Origin of the sequence: Nonlabens ulvanivorans, from assembly GCF_000732625.1 — a bacterium.
GTDB classification, from domain to species: domain Bacteria; phylum Bacteroidota; class Bacteroidia; order Flavobacteriales; family Flavobacteriaceae; genus Nonlabens; species Nonlabens ulvanivorans.
Genome location: NZ_JPJI01000026.1, coordinates 155392 through 180480, shown reverse-complemented (window position 1 = coordinate 180480; position 25089 = coordinate 155392). Strand labels below are relative to the sequence as shown.

Annotated in this window: 22 protein-coding genes and 1 pseudogene; 8 read left to right on the top strand and 15 right to left on the bottom strand. The window is 33.4% G+C overall.

The features are described 5' to 3' along the window. Nucleotide 1: 1 nt before the first annotated feature. The 9 genes from IL45_RS04625 to IL45_RS15105 all read right to left on the bottom strand — a co-directional run bounded on the left by IL45_RS04625 (nucleotide 2) and on the right by IL45_RS15105 (nucleotide 9734). Nucleotides 2-886 carry a phosphoribosyltransferase-like protein gene (locus tag IL45_RS04625; protein WP_036580909.1) on the bottom strand — a complete coding sequence of 295 codons (885 nt, stop codon included), beginning with the start codon at nucleotides 884-886 and terminating at the stop codon, nucleotides 2-4. A gap of 10 nt (nucleotides 887-896) precedes the next feature. Beyond that, nucleotides 897-3902: a type I restriction endonuclease subunit R gene (locus tag IL45_RS04620; RefSeq protein WP_036580907.1), complete on the bottom strand. Its 3006-nt coding sequence runs from the start codon at nucleotides 3900-3902 to the stop codon at nucleotides 897-899. Between the two features lie 2 nt (nucleotides 3903-3904). After that, nucleotides 3905-5302: a restriction endonuclease subunit S gene (locus tag IL45_RS04615; protein ID WP_051788651.1), complete on the bottom strand. Its 1398-nt coding sequence runs from the start codon at nucleotides 5300-5302 to the stop codon at nucleotides 3905-3907. Further along, a complete protein-coding gene (locus tag IL45_RS04610) occupies nucleotides 5302-7110 on the bottom strand; it encodes a type I restriction-modification system subunit M (protein WP_036580904.1) in 1809 nt (602 codons plus the stop codon). The genes IL45_RS04615 and IL45_RS04610 overlap by 1 nt, the downstream gene beginning before the upstream one ends. After that, nucleotides 7107-7313 carry a helix-turn-helix domain-containing protein gene (locus tag IL45_RS04605; RefSeq protein ID WP_036580901.1) on the bottom strand — a complete coding sequence of 69 codons (207 nt, stop codon included), beginning with the start codon at nucleotides 7311-7313 and terminating at the stop codon, nucleotides 7107-7109. Before IL45_RS04605 ends, IL45_RS04610 begins: the two co-directional genes overlap by 4 nt. A gap of 480 nt (nucleotides 7314-7793) precedes the next feature. Continuing rightward, nucleotides 7794-8246 (bottom strand): hypothetical protein, encoded by a 453-nt coding sequence (locus IL45_RS04600; RefSeq protein ID WP_036580900.1) that lies wholly within the window; start codon nucleotides 8244-8246, stop codon nucleotides 7794-7796. After that, a complete protein-coding gene (locus tag IL45_RS04595; protein ID WP_036580897.1) occupies nucleotides 8247-9083 on the bottom strand; it encodes a hypothetical protein in 837 nt (278 codons plus the stop codon). It lies immediately after the preceding gene. A 304-nt stretch (nucleotides 9084-9387) separates the two neighbouring features. Continuing rightward, nucleotides 9388-9513: a hypothetical protein gene (locus tag IL45_RS15325; protein ID WP_262496347.1), complete on the bottom strand. Its 126-nt coding sequence runs from the start codon at nucleotides 9511-9513 to the stop codon at nucleotides 9388-9390. A 56-nt stretch (nucleotides 9514-9569) separates the two neighbouring features. Beyond that, nucleotides 9570-9734, bottom strand: coding sequence for a hypothetical protein (locus tag IL45_RS15105; protein ID WP_160165385.1), 165 nt, complete (start codon nucleotides 9732-9734; stop codon nucleotides 9570-9572). Nucleotides 9735-9930: 196 nt separating this feature from the next. Between IL45_RS15105 and IL45_RS04590 the strand changes: the two genes are divergently transcribed. From IL45_RS04590 to IL45_RS04575, 4 genes and pseudogenes are all read left to right on the top strand, one after another. Beyond that, entirely contained in the window at nucleotides 9931-12471 is a 2541-nt protein-coding gene (locus IL45_RS04590) for a P-loop NTPase (protein WP_036580894.1), read from the top strand. Nucleotides 12472-12500: 29 nt separating this feature from the next. Further along, a pseudogene (locus IL45_RS04585) lies at nucleotides 12501-13211 on the top strand (YifB family Mg chelatase-like AAA ATPase); the annotation flags it as partial. A 14-nt stretch (nucleotides 13212-13225) separates the two neighbouring features. Beyond that, nucleotides 13226-13585, top strand: coding sequence for an Hpt domain-containing protein (locus IL45_RS04580; RefSeq protein WP_051788650.1), 360 nt, complete (start codon nucleotides 13226-13228; stop codon nucleotides 13583-13585). A gap of 94 nt (nucleotides 13586-13679) precedes the next feature. After that, nucleotides 13680-15563: a DEAD/DEAH box helicase gene (locus tag IL45_RS04575; RefSeq protein ID WP_036580891.1), complete on the top strand. Its 1884-nt coding sequence runs from the start codon at nucleotides 13680-13682 to the stop codon at nucleotides 15561-15563. A 95-nt stretch (nucleotides 15564-15658) separates the two neighbouring features. On the opposite strand, the gene IL45_RS04570 is transcribed toward IL45_RS04575, so the two are convergent. From IL45_RS04570 to IL45_RS04560, 3 genes are all read right to left on the bottom strand, one after another. Further along, the gene (locus tag IL45_RS04570) at nucleotides 15659-15940 is read right to left on the bottom strand and encodes a hypothetical protein (protein WP_036580889.1); all 282 of its coding nucleotides are present in this window, start codon (nucleotides 15938-15940) and stop codon (nucleotides 15659-15661) included. A 2-nt stretch (nucleotides 15941-15942) separates the two neighbouring features. Beyond that, a complete protein-coding gene (locus IL45_RS04565; RefSeq protein WP_036580887.1) occupies nucleotides 15943-17910 on the bottom strand; it encodes an endonuclease in 1968 nt (655 codons plus the stop codon). Nucleotides 17911-17994: 84 nt separating this feature from the next. After that, on the bottom strand, nucleotides 17995-18459 hold the full coding sequence (locus IL45_RS04560; RefSeq protein ID WP_036580884.1) for a hypothetical protein: 465 nt from the start codon (nucleotides 18457-18459) through the stop codon (nucleotides 17995-17997). Nucleotides 18460-18576: 117 nt separating this feature from the next. On the opposite strand from IL45_RS04560, the gene IL45_RS04555 reads away from it, so the two are divergent. Then, nucleotides 18577-19710, top strand: a complete 1134-nt coding sequence (locus IL45_RS04555) for a DUF3095 family protein (RefSeq protein WP_036580882.1) — start codon at nucleotides 18577-18579, stop codon at nucleotides 19708-19710. Between the two features lie 130 nt (nucleotides 19711-19840). Here IL45_RS04555 and IL45_RS04550 read toward each other — a convergent pair whose 3' ends face one another. Both IL45_RS04550 and smpB read right to left on the bottom strand, forming a co-directional pair. Then, nucleotides 19841-21289 (bottom strand): glyceraldehyde-3-phosphate dehydrogenase, encoded by a 1449-nt coding sequence (locus tag IL45_RS04550; RefSeq protein ID WP_036580880.1) that lies wholly within the window; start codon nucleotides 21287-21289, stop codon nucleotides 19841-19843. Between the two features lie 153 nt (nucleotides 21290-21442). Then, on the bottom strand, nucleotides 21443-21904 hold the full coding sequence (gene smpB / locus IL45_RS04545; protein WP_036580877.1) for an SsrA-binding protein SmpB: 462 nt from the start codon (nucleotides 21902-21904) through the stop codon (nucleotides 21443-21445). A 55-nt stretch (nucleotides 21905-21959) separates the two neighbouring features. Between smpB and IL45_RS04540 the strand changes: the two genes are divergently transcribed. The 3 genes from IL45_RS04540 (at nucleotide 21960) to IL45_RS04530 (ending at nucleotide 24589) form a co-directional block, all read left to right on the top strand. After that, complete coding sequence (locus IL45_RS04540) at nucleotides 21960-22703, top strand: DUF6503 family protein (protein WP_036580874.1); 744 nt, start codon at nucleotides 21960-21962, stop codon at nucleotides 22701-22703. A gap of 224 nt (nucleotides 22704-22927) precedes the next feature. After that, nucleotides 22928-24070, top strand: coding sequence for a fibrinogen-like YCDxxxxGGGW domain-containing protein (locus IL45_RS14710; protein WP_051788649.1), 1143 nt, complete (start codon nucleotides 22928-22930; stop codon nucleotides 24068-24070). 102 nt (nucleotides 24071-24172) lie between these two features. Beyond that, nucleotides 24173-24589 (top strand): hypothetical protein, encoded by a 417-nt coding sequence (locus IL45_RS04530; RefSeq protein WP_036580871.1) that lies wholly within the window; start codon nucleotides 24173-24175, stop codon nucleotides 24587-24589. A gap of 76 nt (nucleotides 24590-24665) precedes the next feature. Here the strand turns inward: IL45_RS04530 and IL45_RS04525 are convergent, their stop codons facing one another. Next, nucleotides 24666-24992 (bottom strand): DMT family transporter, encoded by a 327-nt coding sequence (locus IL45_RS04525; protein ID WP_036580868.1) that lies wholly within the window; start codon nucleotides 24990-24992, stop codon nucleotides 24666-24668. Between the last annotated feature and the right edge of the window lie 97 nt (nucleotides 24993-25089).

The window sequence follows — 25089 nt, the reverse complement described above, 5'->3', positions numbered from 1 at the left end:
TCTATCTTGGGAAAGGAGCTTTCCTTTTTTTATTATCATTTAGTTTAGGTGAAAACCAATACAACGGAAAAGTATTGTTAGGCGTTCTTACCATCGAAACAAGAGACTGAGAGTTTTTATATCCGAAGGAATATTTTATCCTTTCAAAATTCAAGTCTTTTTCCAACACATCTTCGATACTATTCATTATATCTTTATTTCGCTGTAATTCCGCTCCTACGTATTTATCATCCAACCCCATTTTTCTAAGAATACTATATGCTACATTATATCCTTTAGCTTTTAATGCATGTAAACCTTTTTCTTGACCTACTAAAGTTAAAAAAAATAAGTGCTTATTTGAATATTGTCTTACAGCTAAAAGTTCACTTAATGCTGTAATGGCACTTTCACCAGTGCCAATGAAGTCATCAACAAGAATTACAGGGTGATTGTTACCTTCAATTTTTGATTTTTTTGGAAGAGTTTCATAATTATTAATTACAATGAATTCTGAATCGCCAAATCTATCATCAAAATTTAAGAGGGTACTTTGAAACTCATAAGCTACTTTTGTAGAACTTTTAGGCTTATTTTTCTTTCTATCTTTGTTACTTAATATTGGGACGATATATATCTTATCAAAATTAAGATGTTCAAATTGAGTTAATTTATTCAGTGCGATAATTAGATTTTCAAAGTATGAAATATCTGGAATCCATAAAAAGTCATCAGTTAGTTCACCTATTAATTGACACTGCTCTTTATTCAATTCTTCTAAAAAATCACAATAATTATCGAAGAAGGCATCAAAACCTAAGAATTTATCCCACCCCTTTTCGATAAAAGATTCTTTTAAATTAGTGATTTCAGAGAATGTTAATTTAGAATTCTTTTTTAAACGCATAGTTGCTAACTTAGAGTGATTTTCTTGCTATTTCTTTCACCATGTTGAAAACCATAGAATTAAATTCCTCTTTAGCTTCAGGATTATCATTTATTACTTTATAAAAATCAAAGTTAGTAGTAACATGCTTTAGTAATTCGTCTTGTGCTATTTTATCACTCGTGATTCTTGCGTTCTGTTCATCAGAATGCTCAATAGAGTTTAGCATATCTTTATTCTTAGCTACTCCATTGACGATGCTTTCAGCCATTTGCCTCACCTTATCAGCATCTTCAAACTCAGTTCCGTAGCGGTCATTAAAAGTTTGAATAATGTTTGATAATTGGTCAATTTCTGGGTCAGTTGTGCCACCTCTCATTTCTGTTGGAATAGGCAGTAAATCTTCTCCTTGTTCCATTGCTATATTTGTGGTAGCCTCCAATTGTAAGCGGTAACTATCCATATCTATATTATCTAAAACACCTTGTGAAAAATCAGGTTCAGCTTCTGTTCCCAATTTGTTTTGCAAATGATTTAAGAAAATATATAGACGTTCTAAATACGCATTTTCAAAGTCTACAATTTGTGATAGAAAAATATACAATCGCACATAGGTCTTTACTTTAGCTCTAAAATCCGCTTGTTGCTCTTCTTCTAAATCTTCTCTAAATACCGCACTAGACTGGTCTAAAATGTCGTGTAGTTGGTCTACAGTTACATTTGCTAGAATCTTATTGGAAAATTCTTCTACTTGCTCTCTAGAATAGACTTGATAATTGTCTAAAGCATCTTGTAAATCAAATAACTTATTTGGGTCTGTAGCCTCTCCTAAAATTGTATTTTCAAAATAGGGCTTAAATGCCTTTTCTATATCCTCAGAAGAATTAGCAAAATCTAAAACAAAAGTGTCTGTTTTTAACTGGTGACTTCTATTTAGTCTAGATAAGGTCTGTACTGCGTTTACACCACCTAATTTCTTGTCTACATACATAGTGTGAAGTAGTGGTTGGTCAAATCCAGTTTGGAACTTATTAGCAACCAATAAAAACTTGTATTCATCTTTTTCAAATTCCTCAGGAATGTTACCGCTCGGAAAACCGTTTAAACTAGATTCTGTTTCTCCATCTATTTCCCCAGAAAAACCAACAACTGCTTTGTATGGACTATTGATGGATTTCAGATAATTATCGAAAGCGTGTTTGTATTGTACCGCTTTAGCTCTGCTACTCGTAACCATCATAGCCTTTGCCTTATTACCCATTTTTTTCTTCTTAACCACATTATCTATAAAGTGATTAATCATCAAAACAGTTTTCTTCTTAATGGCGTGGTCGTGACCTTCAACATAAGCTTTCAATTTCTTTTGAGCCTTTTTCTTATCGTACTCTGGGTCGTCTTCTATCTTTTTCAGCAAAGCATAAAAGCTTTGGTACGTTGTATAATTGAGCAATACATCTTTGATGAACCCTTCTTCTATGGCTTGTTTCATTGAGTACAAATGAAATGCCCTGTATTTGGTTTTCCCATCTTGTTCAAATGGTTCGCCAAATAACTCTAAGGTTTTGTTTTTTGGTGTAGCGGTAAAAGCAAAATAACTTGCATTAGGTAATAGTTTACGAGCTTTTACCATTGCTCTGATAAAATCTTCCCCCGTTACTTCATCATCTTCTTTTTCGTCATAATCTTCTAAATCACTTTGAAGCTGTTCTTCATCTGAAACATTGGCGAGTGTTTCATTCAATTTACGAGCCATCTGTCCGCTCAAACTACTATGCGCTTCGTCTATAATGATTCCAAAATTATTACTCGGTAAATCACCAATATCCTCAACAATATGTGGGAATTTTTGAATAGTAGTAATTATGATTTTTTTACCTTCTTCTAAAGCAGTTTTTAATTGCTTACTACCCTCCGTGATGGCTTGTACAACACCTTTTACTTGTTGGTATTGCTTTATGTTTTCTCGTATTTGTTTGTCTAAAACTCTACGGTCTGTGATAACAATAACGGTATCAAAAATTGTCTTTGAACCAGATTTATCGTGCAAACCAACCAATTGGTGCGCCAACCAAGAAATGGAATTACTCTTACCTGAACCTGCCGAATGTTGTATTAAATATTTTTGACCAGCTCCTTTTTCTTGCGCATCTACTAATAATCGAGAAACTGCATTTAACTGATGAAAACGAGGAAAGATTAATTTTTTAGATTTCTTTATTTTCTTCTTGCCCTTAGCATCTTTGTATTCTTTCTCTTCTGTAATTAACTTAGCATAGTTTTGAAGAATGTCAGTAAGAGTTTCTTTAGTCAAAATCTCTTTCCACAAGTAGTCTGTTTTTATACCACCATTGGGTTCGTTTCCTGCTCCGTTATTATTTCCTTTATTGAAAGGCAAAAAATAAGAGCTGTCTCCTTTTAGCTGTGTACACATCCAAACTTCTTCTGTGTCTACAGCAAAATTTACAACCATTCTACCCAGACGAAACAACTCCTCATTAGGGTCACGGTCTGTTTTGTATTGCTTTATGGCGTGTTTTACATTTTGATTGGTAAGTTCGTTTTTAAGCTCAAAACTTATAATTGGCAAACCATTTATAAAATTAACTACATCTAAAGAGTTTTTGTTTTTTGTAGAATAGTAAACTTGACGAATAACCGAAAAAATATTTGCTTGATATAACTTGTTGTTTTTAGTGTTGTAATTAGAAACTGGTTTGTCGTAAAACAAATGGACTTTAGTATCTGTAAACCCGTCTGTAACGCCTTTACGCAATACTTCAATAACACCTTTTAGCTTTATTTGGTCGTTAATGCGTTTAATTATTTTTTGCTGATACAGTTCTTTATGGTAGCGTTTTAGTTTTTCTACTGCTTTTGGTTGGGTAGCATCTAAAAATTGAAACAAGAGTTCACTATCTACACAATTTACGTTGTCATAATCTTGTGATATACGCAATACATATCCATTTGTATTTATTAAATGGTCTACAATGTGCTTTTCAAAGCCGTTTTCTTTTGTGTTAGTGGTTTTACTCATTGTTAATTTGCTTTATTATAATTTTCAGCTTCTTCCGCTACCATTGCCAAAGATTCTTCTTTAACAGGAACCTTAAAATCTCTTACATCTATTTTACCTGTAACGGCTTCTACTATCAATGCTGCTTTGTATTCTTCTACTAATGATATTTCCTTTTCTATAGTAGAAATGGTTTTGTCTATTTTGGTAGTTTCTGTTTTTATGAAATGTGAAATTTTTTTTTGTTCTTGAATAGAATTAGGAACTGCTAATTTCAATGTAACTAAGTCACTTGCATTTATTGCAGGGTAACTAACTCCAAAGGAATTTGCACAAACCTCTTCAATAAAATAATTTGCTCTAACAGCAGAATTTAGAAATTCAGAATCTATATTATGTTTAGGTCTTAAAACGGCAAAACCTGTAGATACAATAACGTCTTTATCATCTTCAATCTTTGCTATCGCTTTTAAATAGGTTCTTACTGTGGAGAGAATTACGTCTCCTTTTTTTACAATCCTTCTTGCTCTTGAAGGAGCATCTTGGAAAGTATATTCAATTATTTCGTCTATCTCTCCATCTTTATTCACATTACTTATATCTATATAATTTAGTTTTAAATTCTTATTTGTGCTATTTGGTAATGCTTCATCATTATAAGTAACATAATATTTCAAAGGTTTAACTTCCCAATGCTGAGGAATATCACCTAGCCATTCAACAGCAGAAGTTTTTAGTTTTACTTCTGGGTTTATTCCTCTAGTAACAGTCTTGTTTATAATCGCTGATTTTTGCTCTGTAAGTAATTGTATTAACTGTTTTTTCTTAGCAATAAAACGGTTTATTTTTTCTGTTTTAAAATCAAGGTAACTAACTATAGCGATTTGTTCGGAGATATTTGGAAATGGTAATCTCATTGAACGTAAGTCATCTCTTGAAACTTTTAATCTTAAAGTGTTGTATTTTCCTTCACCTCTATCAATAGCAATTAAACCTCTTCCAAGACTATACAAAACACTTTGCACAGTTTTAGTTCTAAATAAATATTCATAAAATCTGGTAGTGTAGGTATCATTATTATTTCCATAAAAAGTATAATAAACTGGGCTTACGCAACCAAAATAGTCTGAAACACCAACTGCACCCACAATCATATTCATACTATTGAGTACTAAATCACCTTTATGAGCTAACTTATATTTAGTTACATCATCTTTAAAACGGTCTAAATTTGTAGTTTTTTCAGCATATAAAGTAACTCCTTTGTTTATGGAAAGTGAGAGAATTTCTTTTGTACGAACAGGGTTGTTTTTTTCGTTTCTTTCAGTTAGAATGTTTTTAAAAGATTCTATTCTCCATTGCTCAGGAATTTCCCTTAACCAAGCGATACCACTATCTTTTTGTTTTGGATATTTTTTCATTAGTCTATTATTTCTTTTAATAAACCATCTGTTTCATTTTCTAAAGTCAAAATATCTGCCGCAATATCATTTAAAGGTCGTAGGGCTTTATATTGATAGAAATATTTGTTAAAAGGTATTTCATATCCTACTTTCATTTTCTTCGTATCATACCAAGCATTGTCAGTAAAAGGTAATACTTCACGTGCAAAATAGTCGTTAATATTTTCTTTCATTGGTACGTTTTCAGTGTCCTTTAAATCTTTGTCTGATTTAGGATTTCCTTTACTGTCTTTAACAATTTTCCCATTAAAGTCTTTTTCTGGCTGATGAGTTGTTATTTGGTAATATCCAAAATCCTCATTGTCAAATATTTTAGAATATTCGTTTTCTTCAAAAGTGAAATAAATATCTTGAATATCTAATATGTGATTCGGCTTCAACTCATTGCTTTTACTTCCCAATGCCTTACGCATTTTGCTATAAAACTTTTCAGAAGAAGCATTAATCAATTGCACTTTACCCCTTCGCTCAGGGCTTTTGTTATTGCTTAATATCCAAACATAAGTAGCTATACCTGTATTGTAAAACATAGCATTTGGCAATTGAATGATACATTCTAGCAAATCGTTTTCTAAAATATATTGTCGTATACCACTTTCTCCACTACCTGCACTACCTGTAAAAATAGCAGAACCATTGTGTACAGAAGCAATACGACTACCTCCATCCTTAGGGTCTTTCATTTTAGACAACATGTGCAGCATAAACATTAACTGCCCGTCATTACTACGAGAAGTCAAACATTGTTTTTCTAACTCTCCTTTAAAGTTTTTAATTTCTAAGTTAAAACGGGTATCGTTTATTTCTATTTTTTTTGCTGTACCTACGTTCAGCTCTTTTTGGTCTTCTTTCCAACTCGTTCCATAAGGAGGATTGGTCAGCATAAAGTTAAACTTCAGGTTAGGGTCAAAACCATATTTACTAAGTGTAGAGCCAAATTGTATTTTGTCAGGGTCTTCTCCTTTTAGGAGCATATCCGATTTACAAACCGCATACATTTCGCCAGTGTTTTCTTGTCCGTACAAATGAAAGCTTGCTTTACTTTTTATTTCACCTTCTGGATTTGTGGCAAACTTTTTAGATTGTGTAAGCATTGCACCAGAACCAGCACAAGGGTCGTACACCAAGTACGTTCCTTTTTGTATTTTATCTTTTACTGGTAAATAGACCAAATGAGTCATTAACTCAATAATTTCTCTAGGTGTAAAGTGTCGTCCTGCGGCTGCATTGGTTTTTTCGTTGAATCTACGGATTAAGTCTTCAAACATATATCCCATTGCCATTGGAGAAATTTTCTCTGGGCGCAATTCTACCTTTGGGCTACAGAATTTTTCAAGTAAAGAAAATGTAATTCCTGTGGTTTCAAATGTTTCTAGTTGATTACGAAACTTAAATTTTTGAATAATGTCTTGAACGTTTTCGGAGAATCCGTTTAGATAATCCAAAAAGTTTGAGTCTATATTTTTTGGGTCGTCCAATAACATCTTCATTGTGTAGGGAGACGTATTATAAAACTCTAATCCAGAACCGTGGTCTTTACTTGTTAATAACCCAGAAAGATTATCCATTTTACTTTTGAACTCATTGTATGTTTTTAGTACTTGGTCTTTGGTTGGTTCTAGAGCCAAATCTAAACGTCTTAAAACCGTCATCGGTAAAATAACATCTTGGTATTGGTTTTCTAGGTATTTATTTATCAATACATCATCTGCTACTGTCCAGATAAAATTGATAATAGGTTGTAAACTTTGTGTATCTAAATTCATTTATTTTCTTTCAAATCTCGTTTCTCAATTAGTTCTTTTGCTTCCATATTTAATATTTCAGCAATTTCAAAAAGGGCTTCAATACTCGGCTGTCTCTTGTTACGGGCATATTCATTAATCGTATTATAACTTTTACCCATTTTGTCTGCAAGCCAAGTTTGACTAATTCCTTTGTCTTTAAGAACTTCTTTTATTCGGTTCATTTTAAACCTTTTTTTAAGTTATGCACTAATCTAGTAAATGCCATTGAAATATAGTGAGTTTTTACACTGTATTTTATTGATTTTTGATGTTTTGACTCTTTTATTAAATTGAATTATTTGTTCGCACGTTCTCTAGGTATGAAAGGAATATATCTTTTTGTATAAACTTAAATTTTCCAAAAGAAATCAGAAGGATACTAAATTCTATAACTCTAGTATTGTAATAGAGCATATATGAACTAGAACTTATCAATACTTAGTTGATTAAAAGTATGTCACAGAGTGAATACTGGTCAGGTATCAGGTAAAAGTCGTTAAGAAATCTTTTATAAAGAATGACTCTAAAAATTGGTGTATTGAAAATGAGAACCCTCGATATATTCTCGATTTATTACTGAGTATCATTAATGATAGTGTTCAAACCGTTGACATCGTAAATGGCTTGCCCAAATTAGACTTAGAGCAGATAAGATGCACGTTTTACTCTAAATCCGTGATATCAATCATTATGAAAATAGCCTTTCCTGTGTCCCATAATATCTGAATCGAGTTAATGAAGACTGCGATTAGCAGAACTTCTAAACTAAAGTCAATAAAGTTTGTATAAATTAATTTCTCTGTAATTTGACTGTCGATGATAATGAGTAATCCAATTGCAACAACTATCAAGATAATCTGCTCTTTAAGAGAATCAAGCAAAGATTTTGATATTGGCTTTAAATTTAGTTGAGGATTTTCTTTTATGATATCTTGCATCTTTGATACGACCAATCCAGATGTGGCGGTGTTTATTGCCAACAATGTAAGTTGAATAGTAATCAGATTATCTAAAAGATATTTTATTAAATAATCGTTCGACAGAAAAAATGATAATAAATTAATTATTAACCCCAGTACTATAAAGAGAGCTATATCTTTAATTTGTTCAATCATCTATTCTACAATATCTTTCCAAACTTTTATAATTTGCTCGTGTGAGCCTTTAAGTTGAAGTTCGTTAATCTTTTTCGTTTTCGCCATATTTTTAGTCTTAATTCTACTTTTCAAGCCAGAAACTTTCATTGTTATATTTCCACCACCTTCGCTAGAGTAGCTAACTAACCCTTCCACCTGCTTATTTTTTTTATCAATATTTTCTAACACACCCTGCTCAGGTGCAGAAAGTTTTACGTGAGTTTTATGACTATTTGTATTTTGAATAAGAGGTTTTAAAGTAGCCTTAATGGATTGTGAAATCCTTGACATATTAGGCTTTATTATTTCAAAGTCGATTAGTTTGATACGTCCTTCGTATTTCTTTGCTACATTCCAAAACTTATTTTCTTCAAAAATTTGTTCAACCTCAATACTCAGACTGTTCTGATTCAAGTACTTATTGAATATTTTAAGTATATTATTTTTTGTAACCGTAGTTGTACTAAATGCTTCGGGGTTATGACTAATACCTATTTTTTGAACATTATCATTTGTGTTGACAGCTAAATAAACATATGGTTCAGTGTTCTCTACAATTTCTTTAAAATTCTTGTAAATAATTGTCTTTTTAGGATTTGCTATTCGAAATAAAAAACTATCGTCCTCTTGACTAAATAATTCTAAAGGTAATCCAGTATCTAGATTCTGTAAATCCTCAATAAATTTATTGAATACTTGATTTTTTTTCTGAACTAGTTCTTCATAAGATATATCTTCTCCAAAGAGAGATGTTTGCTTCATTGTGATTGGAAGTAGGTGAAATCTGAAGATATCAAATTTTAATGATTTGTCCATATTAAAGTGTTATTGTCTAAATATAAAGTAATAAATGCAAAAAACTTCTCACACTATTTTGAACGTAAGAAATCACTATAATTTTAAAACCTTGGCTGATATTACTAAATGCTGTAAATCACTTTACAACTTGGTCTTTTGTCTCCATTTTCGTATTCAACGAAAGCACAAGTAAATTAATATTTGTTTAAAAAGTTTTCTTTTGTCATTGCCGTTTCCTTATCTCTTAATTACTTCGATTTTTTGAACTAATTACTCTGTCATAGTTAGAAATCGTGTCTGTTAGCTTTTCTTCCATTTTTTCCTATACCTGATTAAATGGCTCGTTATCATTCTGCATCTTTTCAACCTTTACAGCTGTTAAGGTAATTAGTGCATTTATTTTTGTTATTTCAATCAATTTTGAATCATCTTCTCTGGTGAATTTCATTGATAATTTGTTTAATCCGATTTACAATTTCGACCAGTTCATCAAAATTTTCCAAACTAAATAGATTTATATTTTACCATTGCTTGTGCCATACCTGAATCATATATTGAAACTCCCCACAATGGTTGCCATCCATCTGTGATATGATTATTTATGGATTTTTCTAACTCTCGAAAACTTGCTTCTTTTGACAATGTCACTAGCTTATAATTTACTCTCATGATAAATATTTTAAGTTGTATTGCTAAAAATAGGTGAGGAAAAGTTAATTTAACAATTAAGGTAGTACATTTTAAAACGCATTTTCATTTAAAGTGGATAAACCAAAATATTTTATTCTAAAATAGCTTGATGAATTTATTTATGAGTAATGTATAAGGTCTATTTTTAACTCTTAAATTCTAAATAAGAAAAGGTATGTTTAGCGAACAAGATGAGAAATATTTAATTAGATTACTGGGAAGAAACGATGTTATATTATTCCTAGGCGCTGGTTTCTCCTTGGACTCCACAAATCGTCTAGGAGAAAATTTTCCAACTGGATGGGAGCTTGGAGAAAAATTATGGTCATTCTTAGGATTTGAGCAGGAATATGATGGAACGTCTCTATCATTAATGTATCAGCATTTTGTTGATATAGGCGTAAAACGTTCGTCAAAAGTTGATTTTTTGAACAATACATTACTAAGCAATGAAATTCCTGATTATTATAATAGTGTTACCATACCTTATTGGCACAAAATTTATTCTATAAATATTGATGATGTAATTCAAAAGATATTTCTAAGGCAAAATAAAAAGATTAATGAGGTTATCTACCCTTTTGATGAATTCAAAGAAAGAGACCAATCCCTAGAAAGGACTAGTGTGATTCATCTTCATGGTAAACTACCTTGTAACCCCGAAGATGTTATATTTTCAGCAAAACAATATGCCAAAGCAGGATTAACTAATCAACCGTTATACAGTCAATTTGTTTATGATTATGCAACTAGACCAACTATTTTCATAGGTACAGATTTAAATGAACCTATTTTTGAAAGATACATTGAAGCTAGAGAAAACAAAGATGGATACGGTGAGTCTAGACCTAAATCATTTTTAATTACTCCTAAATTATCTCCTGTAAAAGCTGCATTGCTGAAAAACTCATATAATGTTCATCATATCGAAGCTAAAGGAGAAGAGTTTTTAAACTGGTTAAAATCTATTCAGCGTGAATTACCGACTCGACAAGATATCTTAAGAACCACCTTCCCGAGTTTACTTGATATAACGGATTTTATTGATTCTTCTGTTTCAAAAAAGTCAATTTATCAGTTCTCTAGCAGCTTCAAGCGTGTTCCTACCGAATATAGACCTAAAAGAGAAAGGTCAATGTACTTGCAAGGTTCAAACCCTACTTGGAATGACATTCATCTGAATATGGATATTCCAAGAACCATTACAACTCCCATTTACAGCGAAGTCATGGACAGTCTAAAAAACGTTGAAGAAAATTCTTTACAGAAAATAATAACGCTCAGCGGTACGGCTGGCTCAGGCAAGTCCACAATTATTAAAAGATTAGGTTTAAATCTTTCAAGAAACGGTGTAACTGTCTTCATATCTGACTCCGATATTATGCCTAAATCTCATCAAATATTTGATGTTTTAGATTCTATAAAAGAGCAAGTAGTATTAATTTTTGATAATGCATCTTTAATGTTAGGTTATGTTAATAAACTAATTCCTCAGTTTGCACAACTCGAACACCCACCTATTCTTATACTTTCTGTAAGAAGTAATCAAATAAACCGTATTAATTCAATCATAGACCCAAACATAATAAACCATACGCACTTTAGAGTACCAAACCTAGACATGGCAGAAATACCTCTTTTAATTGACAAATTAGACGAATTTAATTTGTTAAGCAGATTAAAAGGAATGTCTACTACTCAAAGAATCAACGAGTTCAAAAATAAAGCAAAAAAACAGATATTAGTGGCAATGAAAGAAGTAACTAACGGTTTGCCATTTGATGAAATAATCAAAGATGAATTTAACTGTATTCACTCTCATGAAGCCAAAACTCTTTGCGTATGTGTAGCATTGAACACCGAACTTGGATTTTATAATACTAAACAAGATTTTGTTGGTTTCTCATCTGTAAGTCATAATGAAGCGTTAGATTACCTCAACAATACACTAGAAGGAACTTTCTCCTACTTAGGAGAAAAAAGAGATAAAATCATGGTCAGACATCGCATTTTAGCTGATTATATTATCTCGCATTGCGCAAGCTTAATGATGCTAAAAGATGCCTATATAAGAGTTTTATCCGTTTTAGCCCCAGAATTGGTGAACACATCATCATATACGAGAAAATTTAATCTATACAAGTCATTAATTAATCATAAAAAAATATTCTTACGATTTAAAGAGGACATGGAATCAGCAAGAGAAGTTTATGATTCTTTAAAGAGTTATTTTGAATATGAACCGCATTTTTGGTTGCAATATGCATCGCTTGAAATGGAAGGTCACAGTGGAGATTTAAAATTGGCAGAAAATTACATACATCAAGCAGAGTCTCTTTCTCCAAACTCAGATTTTATACAGAATGCAAAATGTAATCTTTTTTATAAATTGAGTACATCTGATATACCATATTCTTATGCGCTGGAATATAAGAGAACCGCAGATGAATTAGCGGAAGAACTTATTTCAAGAATTGGTGATAACGAACCATATATTTATCATATTCATTGTAGGGGTAGGTATTATTTTATTCAAAGGTGGGTAACGAATTATGAAGAGAAGAAAAGTCAAATTAAAGAATTACGAAAAGACATTACAAATGCAGGTCGAAAACATCCAAGAGATAGAAAACTAGAACAAGCTTCACAGGCTATTAATAGAGCATATATGATAATGGGTGCGAGCGGAAATATTGAACAGCCAGATATTCTTTGAAGCAATATATGAACACCCCCACAAATATAACACACACTGACGTTGCCTTCGTTGGTGGTGGAGCATATCCACAACCTGGTGAAATTTCATTATCACATAATGGTGTTCTCTTTTTAGATGAATTGCCTGAGTTTAAACGTACTGTACTAGAAGTGATGCGACAACCTCTTGAAGACCGTGAGGTCACTATTTCTCGTGCAAAATTCACGGTTACTTATCCATCTAGTTTTATGTTAGTAGCGAGTATGAATCCAAGTCCTGGCGGATATTTTAATGATCCAGATGCACCTGTGCAAAGTAGTCCAGCAGAGATGCAACGTTATCTTAGTAAGGTATCTGGACCGTTACTCGATCGTATTGATATTCATATTGAAGTTACACCAGTACCATTTGAAAAATTAACGGAAGAACGACTTGCAGAAAAATCAAATGTTATTAGAAAGCGAGTGACTGCGGCTAGAGATATTCAAACAGCACGCTTTCGCGAAAGCGAGAAAACACACTACAATGCTCAAATGAGTGTAAAGGATATTAGGAAATACTGTATTCTAGATGATGCGAGTAAGGAGTTACTGAAGAACGCGATGGAACGATTGAACTTGAGTGCAAGAGCCTATGATCGAATTTTGAAAGTATCAAGAACTATTGCAGACCTAGAAGGTAGCGCAGAGATCACAGGTACACATATTGCAGAAGCTATACAATACCGCAGCCTAGATAGAGATGGCTGGTTGGGTTAAAATAATTATATGAAATGAGTGAAATTTTAGAATTAGAGACGCTTAAAGATAACTTTGGCGATGATGTTGAAACGTTTGTACAAATACTAGATATTTTCTTGCATGAAGTTCCAGTAGATTACCAACTACTTAAGAAGCAAATTGAGACAAAAGACTATGAAAATGCTGGTGAAATAGCCCACAAGATAAAGTCTAGTTATCGGTTGTTAGATATGGAAATGGAAACGATGTTATTACAGGAAATTGAAAATAGGGCCAAGGCAGTACAAGATACTGATGAAATTATCACGCTATATGAGCAATTTCAAGCAAATTATGACACCGGTATTGATATGGTGCAACAAACACGAGATGCATTTGCCTCAAAAAGCTAAGCCTTGACTATAACTGATTTGATAATCAGTTGATTATTAATTAGCAAGTAGAGCTTTTAATTTGTATTTTTGCAAAATATTTAAAAGAAGTTATTTGAAAAATTTTGAAGTCTTAGGACTCTCACAGCCGTTATTAGACGGCCTCGCTGACATGGGTTTTGAAAACCCAACAGAGATTCAGCAACAGTCTATTCCCATTTTATTGAAGCATGACGGAGACTTTATAGGTCTTGCTCAAACCGGTACGGGAAAAACTGCTGCTTTCGGTTTACCCTTATTGGATCTTATAGATGTTAATTCACGTGAAGTACAAGCCCTTATTCTGGCACCTACTCGCGAACTTGCTCAACAGATTTGTGGGCAAATGGAACAAATGTCAAAACACCTAGGTAAATTGAATGTTGTTCCCGTTTTTGGTGGAGCAAATATTATGAATCAAATTAGAGACATACGTCGTGGCGCACAAATTATTGTGGCTACACCAGGTCGTCTAATGGATTTAATGAAACGCCGTGAAGTAAAACTCGACGCTTTAAAGTACATGGTACTGGATGAAGCCGATGAGATGCTTAATATGGGTTTTAAAGAGGATATCGATTTTATTCTCTCAAAGAGTGATACTGGTAGAAATATCTGGTTATTCTCTGCAACAATGGCTCGTGAAATTAAGCGCATAGTGGATACCTATATGGTCCAGCCTGAAGAGGTGCGTATTAATCCTAAAAACATTGTAAATAAAAATATTGAACACCAATCGATACAATTAAAAGCATCTGATAAAATTGAGGCGTTAAGACGTTTCTTAGATTATGATCAGGATATGTTTGGTGTTGTATTTTGTCGTACAAAGCGTGATACTCAAAACGTAGCAGATCAGTTGAACAACAATGGTTATGCAACAGAGGCTTTACATGGTGACATGTCTCAAGCGCAGCGCGATGCTGCGATGAAACGTTTTCGTAATAAGAATCTTAAACTACTTATTGCAACAGATGTTGCAGCACGTGGTATCGATGTAGATGATATTACTCACGTGATACACTTTGCTTTACCAGATGATCCTGAATTTTATACGCACCGTTCTGGTCGTACTGCTCGTGCTGGTAAAAAAGGTGTTTCAATTGCTTTAATCACTCGTGGTGATAATCGTAAGTTAAAATTTATTGCTAGTAAATTGGGTATTGAATTCACACAAGGTGAAGTGCCTGCTCTAGAAGCTATTACTCAAAAACGTATTGCTCGCTGGTCAGATAACATGATCAAGCAAGAAATCAATGAGAAGATAGGTGAGGACTTACTGACAGCAGTTCAAGAAAGCTTTGCCGATGTAACTAAAGAAGAGTTGATAGCAAAGTTATTGACTAAAGAATACAACTCTATTTACAAGCGTAATTCTATTTCTGATCTTAATGATCGTTCTAAAGGACGCGATAGAGATGATAGTCCAAGACGCGAGCGCGGTAAACGTACAAGTCGTGGTACTGAAGAAGGTATGAAGACTTACTTTATCAATTTAGGTCTTAAAGATGATATCAATAAAGGAGCTTTACTAGGATATGTATGTGATACCACAGGTATATCTGGCGCTCAAATAGGTCGTATCGTTATGGATAAAACACATTCTTATATGGATGTAGCAGAAGATGTAGCGCCACAAATACTGACATTAGATGGTAAACAACGTAACGGACATGATCTAAGAGTTAATGAGCATAAAGGTGTTGTAAAAGAACCAGCTCGTGAACGTGGTGGTCGTGGTGGTCGCAGTGGTGGCGGTTTTAAAGGACGTCGTGATTCTAACGGTGGTGGCGGCTATAAAGGACGCAGTAACTCTGGAGGCAGTAGCCATAGAGGAAGACGTTCTGATTCTGATAATAGCGGTTCAGGTAATAGAAATAGTCGTCGTAGAAGTGATTCTTCTTCTGGCGGTAATGATAGTGGTGGTAACCGTGGCGGCTTTAAAGGTCGTAAGTGGTAATCATATCATTAATATAAAAAAGCCTGTTTAGTGAATGCTAAACAGGCTTTTTTTATTTTAATCTAACCAAGAAAGGTAGAATGTGATTTTTTAAGTCAATTTCGCAGTCCTTTTTTACGTTGTTCTTTCTTTAAGTCTTGTCTACGATATTCTTCTTTATAGTCTCTTAATCTAGAACGAACTAACCATAGCCCAAATAGGATACATAGAATGCTACCTATGATAATTTTATAATCAATTATAGGTGCTGTGATAAAAAGTACAAAAGGAATTATAAAGAGAACCAAGGCAAATAAAAAGATCGATTGTAATCTACCTGTTAAAATACTACAAAGCATTAAATGGGCTTCTTTTAAAATATCAGACCTTTTAATCATTCTTATTTTACAATCAACTTCAAACTTTGTGACGCATTTTCCGTTTGAACTTTCACTATATATAAACCTATAGGTAAGTCGTGTTCAAAGGTTGTGTTTTGATCAATATCTTTTTTAATAGTAATTCTTCCTAATTGGTCATAAATAATTACCTGAGTGTCTTGTTCTATCCCAGAAATATGAAAGTTATTTTCGCTAGGGTTAGGGAATAGTTTCACTGTTGTCAATTCAGTACTCTCATTAGATAATGTAAAGTTTTGTCCTACCTGATTTCCCCAGATGTATTCCACTAATTCTGGATTATCGATAAATGGATTACGATTGATTTGCCATGTGTAGATTACATTGTTACGATTCATTTCAAAATCATCTGGCGGATCATTTCTATGCCATTGTAATAATGTCGCAAGATCACCTAACTGTCCTACTGTAGAGTTACTAGGGTTACCATTGACAACATCAATATTGTTATAACGCAAGGTCATGTAAAATATGGCTCGCGCTACGTCTCCATGCCACGAACCTTGAGTGCCATTAGGTCCATCATATTCTGGATAATCTTTATTACCTCTTGAACTATTCTCACCACCATCCGTAGCTCTTAAATGATGTGCATCACTTTGCCCGTGTCTCAAGCTATCTACGTTAGTATCAGTCCATACAGCCATTCCATCAATGGTTTCATCATATTCGATTTCATAAAAGCCACCTCGTGATCGTGGATAGATGTGCTCACGATTCCATTTTCCTGTACTATTGCTACCTGTTTGGTAGTCTGCTTTAGATCGTTGTTGTTCAGTATACATTAACCATACTTGATTAGAATTTAATGGTGACTGATCAGATTCTTTCATGATTTGAACGATATCATCATAAGTATGAATGCGTACTACAAATTCTTCTGCTATGATGCTAGTTATTGCATTTTCTAATTGTGGACTAGCTAACCCATCGAGAGAGTCGTAATAATTTGCTGGTGCCGTGCTGTTAACAATTCCATAGGTAGGTGCTAGTGGAGTACCATAAGCAGCTACTTGAAAATCATTATCAACAACTAGATGGCGCTCATTGTCTTTCAATCTTTTAAAACCTACAGGAACATTATTATCTAGATTGACACTTAATTCCTCATCACCTTCGTCAATGGTATCGTCTATTATCGTATAACTAGCAACGACACTAGTTTGTCCAGCAGTAAAAATTACTTGAGAAGGACCTGTATAGTCCGTACTATCGAATGTGCCAAGATCAATCGTATAATTTAAAACAAAGTCGGTTGTTTGTGGTTGTGATAAAGTAAAAGTGATATCAAAATTAGAGCCTTCTGTGATAGGTAAAGGAGCTACTGTAAATCCTATACCTGTATAAGTAGATACAGTCGCATCATTTAAAGAATGTGGAGTAGGCGCTTTGGTCTCATATGTCCCATCTGCTTTACGTTGAACAGATTCAGTGGTTTTATTTCCATTCTCATTCTCGTTATATTGATCATTAATGCCTAGAAGAGTCATTAATGGCACATTATCAGCATCATCGGTATCATAAATTAATGCACTGATAAGGTTGGTTTGAGAAGCAAAGGTTTGATCTGGCCAGTCGGTATCATTTCCTGCATAAATAGCTACAGCATCAGCTCCTAATTGAATGTTACTTTCTGCTAGATAACGATCTGGCACAGGAGAAACGAGTGAGCTTCCTAACACTACTAGTCCATTATCATCTGTAGTAAGACCATCTAGGTCTACGGTATAATAACTTCTTCCCATTCCTGTGGAAGAAGTTGTAGAGCCGTTAAAAAATACGAGTACATAACCGTTGAGAGAAAAGAATGGAACGTCAGATTTGAGTTCTACAAACTGCCTATCGTTTGTACTAGGCGTATCTGAGTCTAGCTCATTGATGACTACTTGCGCTTTCGCGAAAGCGATACCAAATATAGCAATCGTAATAAAAGTGATTAGCTTTTTCATTCTAGGGGATTTTAGGCAAAAATACGGTTGTTTCTGCGCTTCCTAGAATAAGAAATAGTTAATTATAAAGTAGTTATTCAATAATTAAAAGCGTAATGATAATCCTATAGAAGTACCTGTTGAAATAAAGGAAAGTTGAGCAGATGGTTCACTAGAAGGATTGAGACCTGAATTGTAAAGATCTACAGCAGTTTCTATTTTCCTAGTCTGCCTAATATTGATAGGGATAGCGATCGCAATTAATCCAGCACCGAGAAATCCTTGTACATTATCAAAATCTTTTCCAGCAATTAAGTTTCCTAGTTGATATCCTATTAATGCACCACCAGCAAATCCTAATATTTGAGATATGCCTCTATATTGTCTAGCATCGTACAACAATCGATGGGCCTCTTCATTAGATTCCAAAACTCTATCTAAATCAGATATGTTAAGAAAATCATCACCTAATTGATAGTGATAGCCACCAGTAGAGATTTTTTTTATTTCTTGTCCTTGTGAGAGGATAAGATTGAAAAATAATAATAGTAATGTAAAAATGATCTTCATAACTCAATTTAATATGGTATAAATGTAGTCTATTTCTGCTGTAATAATCTGAGTTTAGTAAGTAATTGAGGTTTATTAGGCTATTGTCTCGCATGATTAATAAATGTAAGTTTGAATATGACAAATAATGATTTTTATCGTGATCTATTCATCCAGCATATACCAATTCAAGAGGTATTGCTAGAGCCTTCTTTATTTGAGGACGTACCTGATGACTGGAATATCATTGTTACCGATGTGCAGAATTCTACAGCTGCCGTTAGTGCTGGAAATCATCAACTTGTTAATCTAGCCGCAACAGGTAGTATAGTAGCGTGTCTTAATATTGCTCGAGATAATGATGTAATGATTCCATTTTTTTTTGGTGGTGATGGCGCGACGATTATAGTACCTGATATTATTCTCAAGGAGTGTTTACATGCACTTATCCTACATCAAGAAAACTGTCAATCTAATTTTGATTTCTTCTTAAGAGTCGATTCTTGTAAGGTAGGTGACATGTATAAAAAAGGGGCTACTTTAAAAATTACAAAGGTGAAATTGAATGATTTGCATATTATACCTGTCGTTTTAGGTGATGCCTTGCAAATGGCTGAGGATGAAGTAAAGTCTAAAAGCCGAAAGATTGGGTTAACAAATATTCCATATAATCTTAATTTAAAAGGTATGGAATGTAAATGGGATAAAATAGCGCCGCCCGTAGACTCTAATGAAATACTAACGCTTATCATAAAAGCGCAAACCACTGCTTTACAAAGTACTGTTTACAGTGAGGTTTTAACTAAAATGGAATTTATATACGGTGATGTTAAGAAGAGACATCCTATTACCATCGAAAAGTTAATTATGATCAATAGCCTAGGACAGCTCAAAAATGAGGTTTTGATGAAATTTTCAGAGCTTAAATGGGTAGAAGTATTTACGAGTGCTATACGTTCTTTTATCGCTCGATGGTATTTGAAAACTAATGAAAAAGGACGTAATTATTTAAGAGAATTACCAGAGTTAACGGAATCTTTAATGGTGGACGGTACGATAAATACTGTCATATCGGGAACTGCAAAACAGCGAGAGTTATTACTCTTTGAACTACAAGCCATGCAGGATAAAAACTTACTGCGATATGGTTATTATGTAAGTAATACTAGTGTACTTTCTTGCTATGTAACCGCTATAGATGATTATCATGTACATTTTTTAGACGGTGATCAAGGTGGTTATACACAAGCTTCTAAATTGCTTAAACTCTAGATTTTTAAAAACATATTATTGACATAGTTAATTGATGTGTAGTGACTTAATATTATTTGTTAGATTATTATTTATTCAATAAAAAAGCCATCTCAATTGAGATGGCTTTTTAGTTTTATAATATACAATCCTAGTAGTACGTGAATCGTCTAACCTTAGCTATGTATTTTGCAAGTCTTATTACTTGATGACTATATCCATATTCATTATCATACCATACATACAGAACCACATTTTTACCATCTGCGCTTACAATAGTCGCATTTGAATCAAATATAGATGGAGCGTTAGATCCAACAATATCGCTGGACACTAATTCATTATCAATTGAGTACTTAATTTGCTCTACAAGGTCACCTTCTAGTGCATATTTTTTCATTATTTGATTGATACCTTCTTTACTAGTAGTAGTTTCTAGTTCTAGATTTAAAATAGCAAGAGAACCATTAGGAACAGGTACACGTATCGCGTTAGAAGTTAACTTACCTTCAAAAGATGGTAGCGCTTTACTTACTGCTTTACCAGCACCAGTCTCTGTGATCACCATGTTTAAAGCAGCAGCACGACCACGACGGTACTTACTGTGCATGTTATCTACTAGATTTTGATCATTAGTATAAGCGTGTATAGTCTCTAAGTGTCCTTTAACAACACCAAAGGTGTCTTCGACAGCCTTTAATACTGGAGTGATCGCATTAGTGGTACAACTAGCAGCAGAAAAAATATCTATTTGGTCTGGATCATTTTCTAACTGGTTAACACCATGCACGATATTAGGAATCCCTTTTCCAGGTGCAGTAAGTAAAACTTTATGAGCACCTTTAGCTTTTAAATGACGAGCAAGAGCTTCATCATCTCTAAAAGCGCCAGTATTATCTATAATTAAGGCATCATTAATTCCGTAAGATGTGTAATCGATATCCTCAGGTGCATTTGCACTAATCATTTTAACAGTGGTACCATTAATGATTAATGATTCATTTGCTACATCATAACTTACCGTTCCAGAAAAATCACCATGTACAGAATCTTGAGCAAGCAATGATGCGCGTTTTTCAAGAACAGTTTCATCGATTTTACCACGAGTAACGATAGCTCTTAATCTTAACTGGCTTCCTTTTCCGGCTTTTGTCATTAACTCTCGAGCTAATAAACGACCTATTCTACCAAAACCATATAATACCACATCCTTTGGCTTAATATCATTAGCCTGTTGTGCATCACCTAACTTACTTGCTACAAATGCTGTAGCATTTTGATAATCATTATCTTCTAGATGGTACTCATAAGTTAATTTACCTATGTCTAGTTTTGCAGGAGGCATGTCCAATTGTAGAATAGCCTGAGCAATTTCTACACTATCAAAAACCGAAATAGGCTTTTGAACAAACTCACCAGCATACTCATGCAGGTTGATGATCTCACTCACGTTACGATCAATCAATTGATTTCTAAAAAGCACCAGCTCTATAGACTTATCATACCATAAATCGCTTACGGCTTTAATAAATGCAACTGCTGCGCGACGCCTGTCAGTTTGAAAGGCGAGCTCTTTTTCATAAGTATCTAAGCTACTCATTGAATGGGTTTTTGTGGGTTTTATTTGGCTGCAAAAGTAATACTTCTACAACGTTTTCGTAACTGGTTTTAACTAAATATTTAGAAGCTTATAGTCTTCATAAATTTATAATTATCTATTCTCTAATTTATAGCAACCATGAGTTGCTAAAATTTATTTATAAGCTTTCTTAATTTGATCCAGGCGTTTCTTATTATCACGATCTTTGATAGTCTCTCTTTTATCGTGAAGCTTTTTACCTTTTGCAAGAGCGATGTCCATTTTAGCAAGTCCTTTATCATTGATAAATAACTTAAGTGGTATAATCGTATTACCACTAGAATTGACATCTTTTTCTAATTTTTTAAGCTCTTTACGGTTCAATAGTAGCTTGCGAGCTTGTTTAGGCTTATGATTAAAATAAGTAGCATGAGAATATTCTTGTACTGTCATGTTAATTATAAAGAGTTCGCCGTTTGTAAATTCACAAAACGCCTCGGCTATACTAGCCTTACCTAAACGTATAGCTTTTATTTCAGTACCGCCCAAAACGATACCAGCCATATACTTATCTAGTATTTCAAACTCAAATCGCGCTTTGCGATTTTTAATTTCTATGTTGTTCTTAAATTTCATATAACATTGGCAAATATAATTTAATGGTCCTAAGTCATCGTTATATATTTGTGAAATGAAAAAAATCCTATTCACATTTCTTTGTATTTCCACAATTTTACTACAATCATGTAGTAACTCACCTTCATTAAATGCAAATCAAATTATTGATAAAGCTATAAATGCTCATGGTGGTCATTTATTAGAACAATCTACGATGGAATTCGATTTTAGGGGTGTTAATTATCAAGCCTTACGTGATAATGGCTTGTTTAAGTTTACCAGAACGCGTGCAAAAGATAGTATAATGGTTGTAGATATACTTGATAATCAATCTAGTCAACGTACCATAAATGGAGTACCTCAGAAGGTTGCAGATTCAATCATGGCTGGTTATGCAAGTAGTGTAAATAGCGTTATATATTTTGCGCAATTACCATACAGTCTAGACGGTAAAGCCGTTTACAAAGAGTTAGTAGGAGATAAGATTATTAAAAATGAACCTTATTATAAAATTAAGGTGACTTTTGACCCTAATGGTGGTGGTGAGGATCATGAGGATGAATTCATATACTGGATTCATAAAGACACTTTTTTTGTAGATTATCTGGCATATTCTTATTGTGAAGAAGATTGTGGATATCGCTTTCGCGAAAGCGTTAACCGCAGGAACATAAAAGGAGTAACAATCCAAGATTATAATAATTATAAAGAAGCTATTCAAGATCCTGATTTATCACAAATGGATCAACTTTTTATGGACGGTAAGCTTGAATTGTTAAGTGAGATTAAGTTGGATAAGGTACAGTTGAGTTTCTAGAATTAAATCTTAAAGGTTTTTGCTAAGGATAAATGAAGGTCGTTCACTATTGAATTAATAATCAAAACTTAATATAGTGGTCTAATTATTAAAGATATAGCACTATCATTTTGAATTCTACAATGTTTGTAATTTCTAGAGATTTTTGTGGGAATTTTTACGTACTTACTTGGTAAACACTATATTTGAGTCTTAAATATTGCTCATATTTTATCTTAAAAAAGATGCTCAAATTTTATTGCGTTACAGTTCTTTTTATTTTAAATCATTTATTGGCTTCTTCTCAAGTAGGTATAGGGACCATTTTACCAGAACCGTCGTCTATTTTAGATATAGAATCGACCACTCATGGTGTATTGTTTCCCAGAATGACCACAACAGAAAGAGATGCCATCACAACTCCTGCCGAAGGTCTTTTTATCTATAATCTAGATAGTGATTGTTTTCAATATTATAAGGGTACGTCGTGGTCTGGTTGTTTAAGTGAGACACCGGTAAATGCATTAGTCTGTTCATCTACATCTGTAAACGGTACATATGTAGCTGGTAATCCTTTAAACGCGAGCAATACAATAACCATTGATGTTATTGTTAATGTAATTGAATCCTACACCATCAATACCAATACTGTAAATGGTTATAGTTTTACGAGTTCTGGTGTGTTTACTCATATAGGTGTTAATACAATCACTCTTACTGGTTCAGGAACACCTATCCTTCAACAAACAGATGATTTTACAATAACCTTCACGGGTAGAGGAGATACCTGTCTTACTAGCATTAATATAACCACAGTTCAGCCTAATTGTCTAGCTTATTATAACGCAGGTTCTACTACAGATGGAGTTTACACGATAGATCCAGATGGTGCTGGTGTTAATCCTGCTTATGATTGCTATTGTGATATGACAAATGATGGTGGTGGATGGACACTGGTATTTAATCATAATACCGCTGGTGGTTACTGGGCAAACAACACGGAAGCCAATGAATTCAACATTGCTTCACCTGGTTTAACGACTAATAAATATTCTATTTTAAGCAAACTTGATGAGCTTATAAGTGGATCAGATTATGAGTTCAGGTTACATTACCCGACTTTAGGTTTAACAAATCATTGGTCTCAAACTCTTGATCCTAGAAGTAGTGCTTCGGGAATTAGACCTGTTTCTGGTTATAATCCTATAAGCGTTAGTATGACTAACAGTAATTGGGGTGGATTAGAATTATCAGGTGGTAACACATACATAGATGGTTCTGTTAATTCAGGTAGTTGGTATTATTCTATAGGTAGTGTTAATCAATGGAATGGTGGTATACCGGCTAATGCAAGTGCGGTGAATACTGTCCAGCTATTTGTCAGGTAATACTAAAAGATCATCTATAAAACCTCATTTATAGGATGACAAATATCATGTTAATTAAGGTAGCTGTTATTTAATTTTGAATGAATAACAAAAACTAATAACATGAATAACGTAGAAATCAATCAAGGAGAAATTAAAGTAAAACTTAAAGGTTTAAGTGGTGGTAAGCTATCATTTGCTGCGATGGGTTTTGAAAAGGATGTGGTGAATTTAGAAAGCGGATTACTACGTCTAGTTTTTGATCTTAAGGATATAGGTGAACACAACTACTATCAAGTGCCTACAATTGAAGTTTTCTATGAAGAGAATATGTCTGAGACTCATTGGATATGTGAGTTTAACGGAAAAACTATTTTAGATAAAATGGATCATCATGGTAATTCTACCATCTTGTTATTAAATAGAAAAGTATTGAGTGAACTAGAGCAGCATCATGAGAACGCTATTATTGTGCATGCAGAGTTTCCTCAACCAGCTCATATTAATTTGGAGAAGTCGTTCATACATTTCTTTAAATAAAAGTTGAGAAATCATCAGTTTTAAAACCTCAATGACAATTCATATTGTCGTTGAGGTTTTTTTATCGTGAAATCATTTAATTAGAGACAACTTTCAAACCTACAATAGATATTATTAATGTTGAAATAAAGAATAATCTCCATAAAGTAGCAGGTTCTTTAAAGACTATAATACCTAATAAGACTGTTCCTACAGCACCTATTCCTGTCCATACGGCATAAGCGGTACCTATAGGTAGTTCTTTAGTCACTTTAACTAGCAATATCATACTTATAGATAGACATACTATAAAGCCTATATACAAGTAGGTAGTCTGTATACCTGTACTTTCTTTTGCCTTTCCTAAACAGGTAGCAAAAGCTACTTCAAATAAACCTGCAATGACTAATAAAATCCAATTCATAAAGTGTGATGTAATATTGTTAGAATCTTTTTTAAATACGATGCTACCTAAATTGGTTCTTGAGCAAAACAATTCTAACACGCTATAAGGAATAAGA

Bases quoted from the DNA above. Each gene is read 5' to 3' on its own strand.
- IL45_RS04625 (WP_036580909.1), bottom strand. From the start codon at position 886: ATGCGTTTAAAAAAGAATTCTAAATTAACATTCTCTGAAATCACTAAT.
- IL45_RS04620 (WP_036580907.1), bottom strand. From the start codon at position 3,902: ATGAGTAAAACCACTAACACAAAAGAAAACGGCTTTGAAAAGCACATT.
- IL45_RS04615 (WP_051788651.1), bottom strand. From the start codon at position 5,302: ATGAAAAAATATCCAAAACAAAAAGATAGTGGTATCGCTTGGTTAAGG.
- IL45_RS04610 (WP_036580904.1), bottom strand. From the start codon at position 7,110: ATGAATTTAGATACACAAAGTTTACAACCTATTATCAATTTTATCTGG.
- IL45_RS04605 (WP_036580901.1), bottom strand. From the start codon at position 7,313: ATGAACCGAATAAAAGAAGTTCTTAAAGACAAAGGAATTAGTCAAACT.
- IL45_RS04600 (WP_036580900.1), bottom strand. From the start codon at position 8,246: ATGATTGAACAAATTAAAGATATAGCTCTCTTTATAGTACTGGGGTTA.
- IL45_RS04595 (WP_036580897.1), bottom strand. From the start codon at position 9,083: ATGGACAAATCATTAAAATTTGATATCTTCAGATTTCACCTACTTCCA.
- IL45_RS15325 (WP_262496347.1), bottom strand. From the start codon at position 9,513: ATGAAATTCACCAGAGAAGATGATTCAAAATTGATTGAAATAACAAAA.
- IL45_RS15105 (WP_160165385.1), bottom strand. From the start codon at position 9,734: ATGAGAGTAAATTATAAGCTAGTGACATTGTCAAAAGAAGCAAGTTTT.
- IL45_RS04590 (WP_036580894.1), top strand. From the start codon at position 9,931: ATGTTTAGCGAACAAGATGAGAAATATTTAATTAGATTACTGGGAAGA.
- IL45_RS04580 (WP_051788650.1), top strand. From the start codon at position 13,226: ATGAGTGAAATTTTAGAATTAGAGACGCTTAAAGATAACTTTGGCGAT.
- IL45_RS04570 (WP_036580889.1), bottom strand. From the start codon at position 15,940: ATGATTAAAAGGTCTGATATTTTAAAAGAAGCCCATTTAATGCTTTGT.
- IL45_RS04565 (WP_036580887.1), bottom strand. From the start codon at position 17,910: ATGAAAAAGCTAATCACTTTTATTACGATTGCTATATTTGGTATCGCT.
- IL45_RS04560 (WP_036580884.1), bottom strand. From the start codon at position 18,459: ATGAAGATCATTTTTACATTACTATTATTATTTTTCAATCTTATCCTC.
- IL45_RS04555 (WP_036580882.1), top strand. From the start codon at position 18,577: ATGACAAATAATGATTTTTATCGTGATCTATTCATCCAGCATATACCA.
- IL45_RS04550 (WP_036580880.1), bottom strand. From the start codon at position 21,289: ATGAGTAGCTTAGATACTTATGAAAAAGAGCTCGCCTTTCAAACTGAC.
- smpB (WP_036580877.1), bottom strand. From the start codon at position 21,904: ATGAAATTTAAGAACAACATAGAAATTAAAAATCGCAAAGCGCGATTT.
- IL45_RS04540 (WP_036580874.1), top strand. From the start codon at position 21,960: ATGAAAAAAATCCTATTCACATTTCTTTGTATTTCCACAATTTTACTA.
- IL45_RS14710 (WP_051788649.1), top strand. From the start codon at position 22,928: ATGCTCAAATTTTATTGCGTTACAGTTCTTTTTATTTTAAATCATTTA.
- IL45_RS04530 (WP_036580871.1), top strand. From the start codon at position 24,173: ATGAATAACGTAGAAATCAATCAAGGAGAAATTAAAGTAAAACTTAAA.
- IL45_RS04525 (WP_036580868.1), bottom strand. From the start codon at position 24,992: ATGAATTGGATTTTATTAGTCATTGCAGGTTTATTTGAAGTAGCTTTT.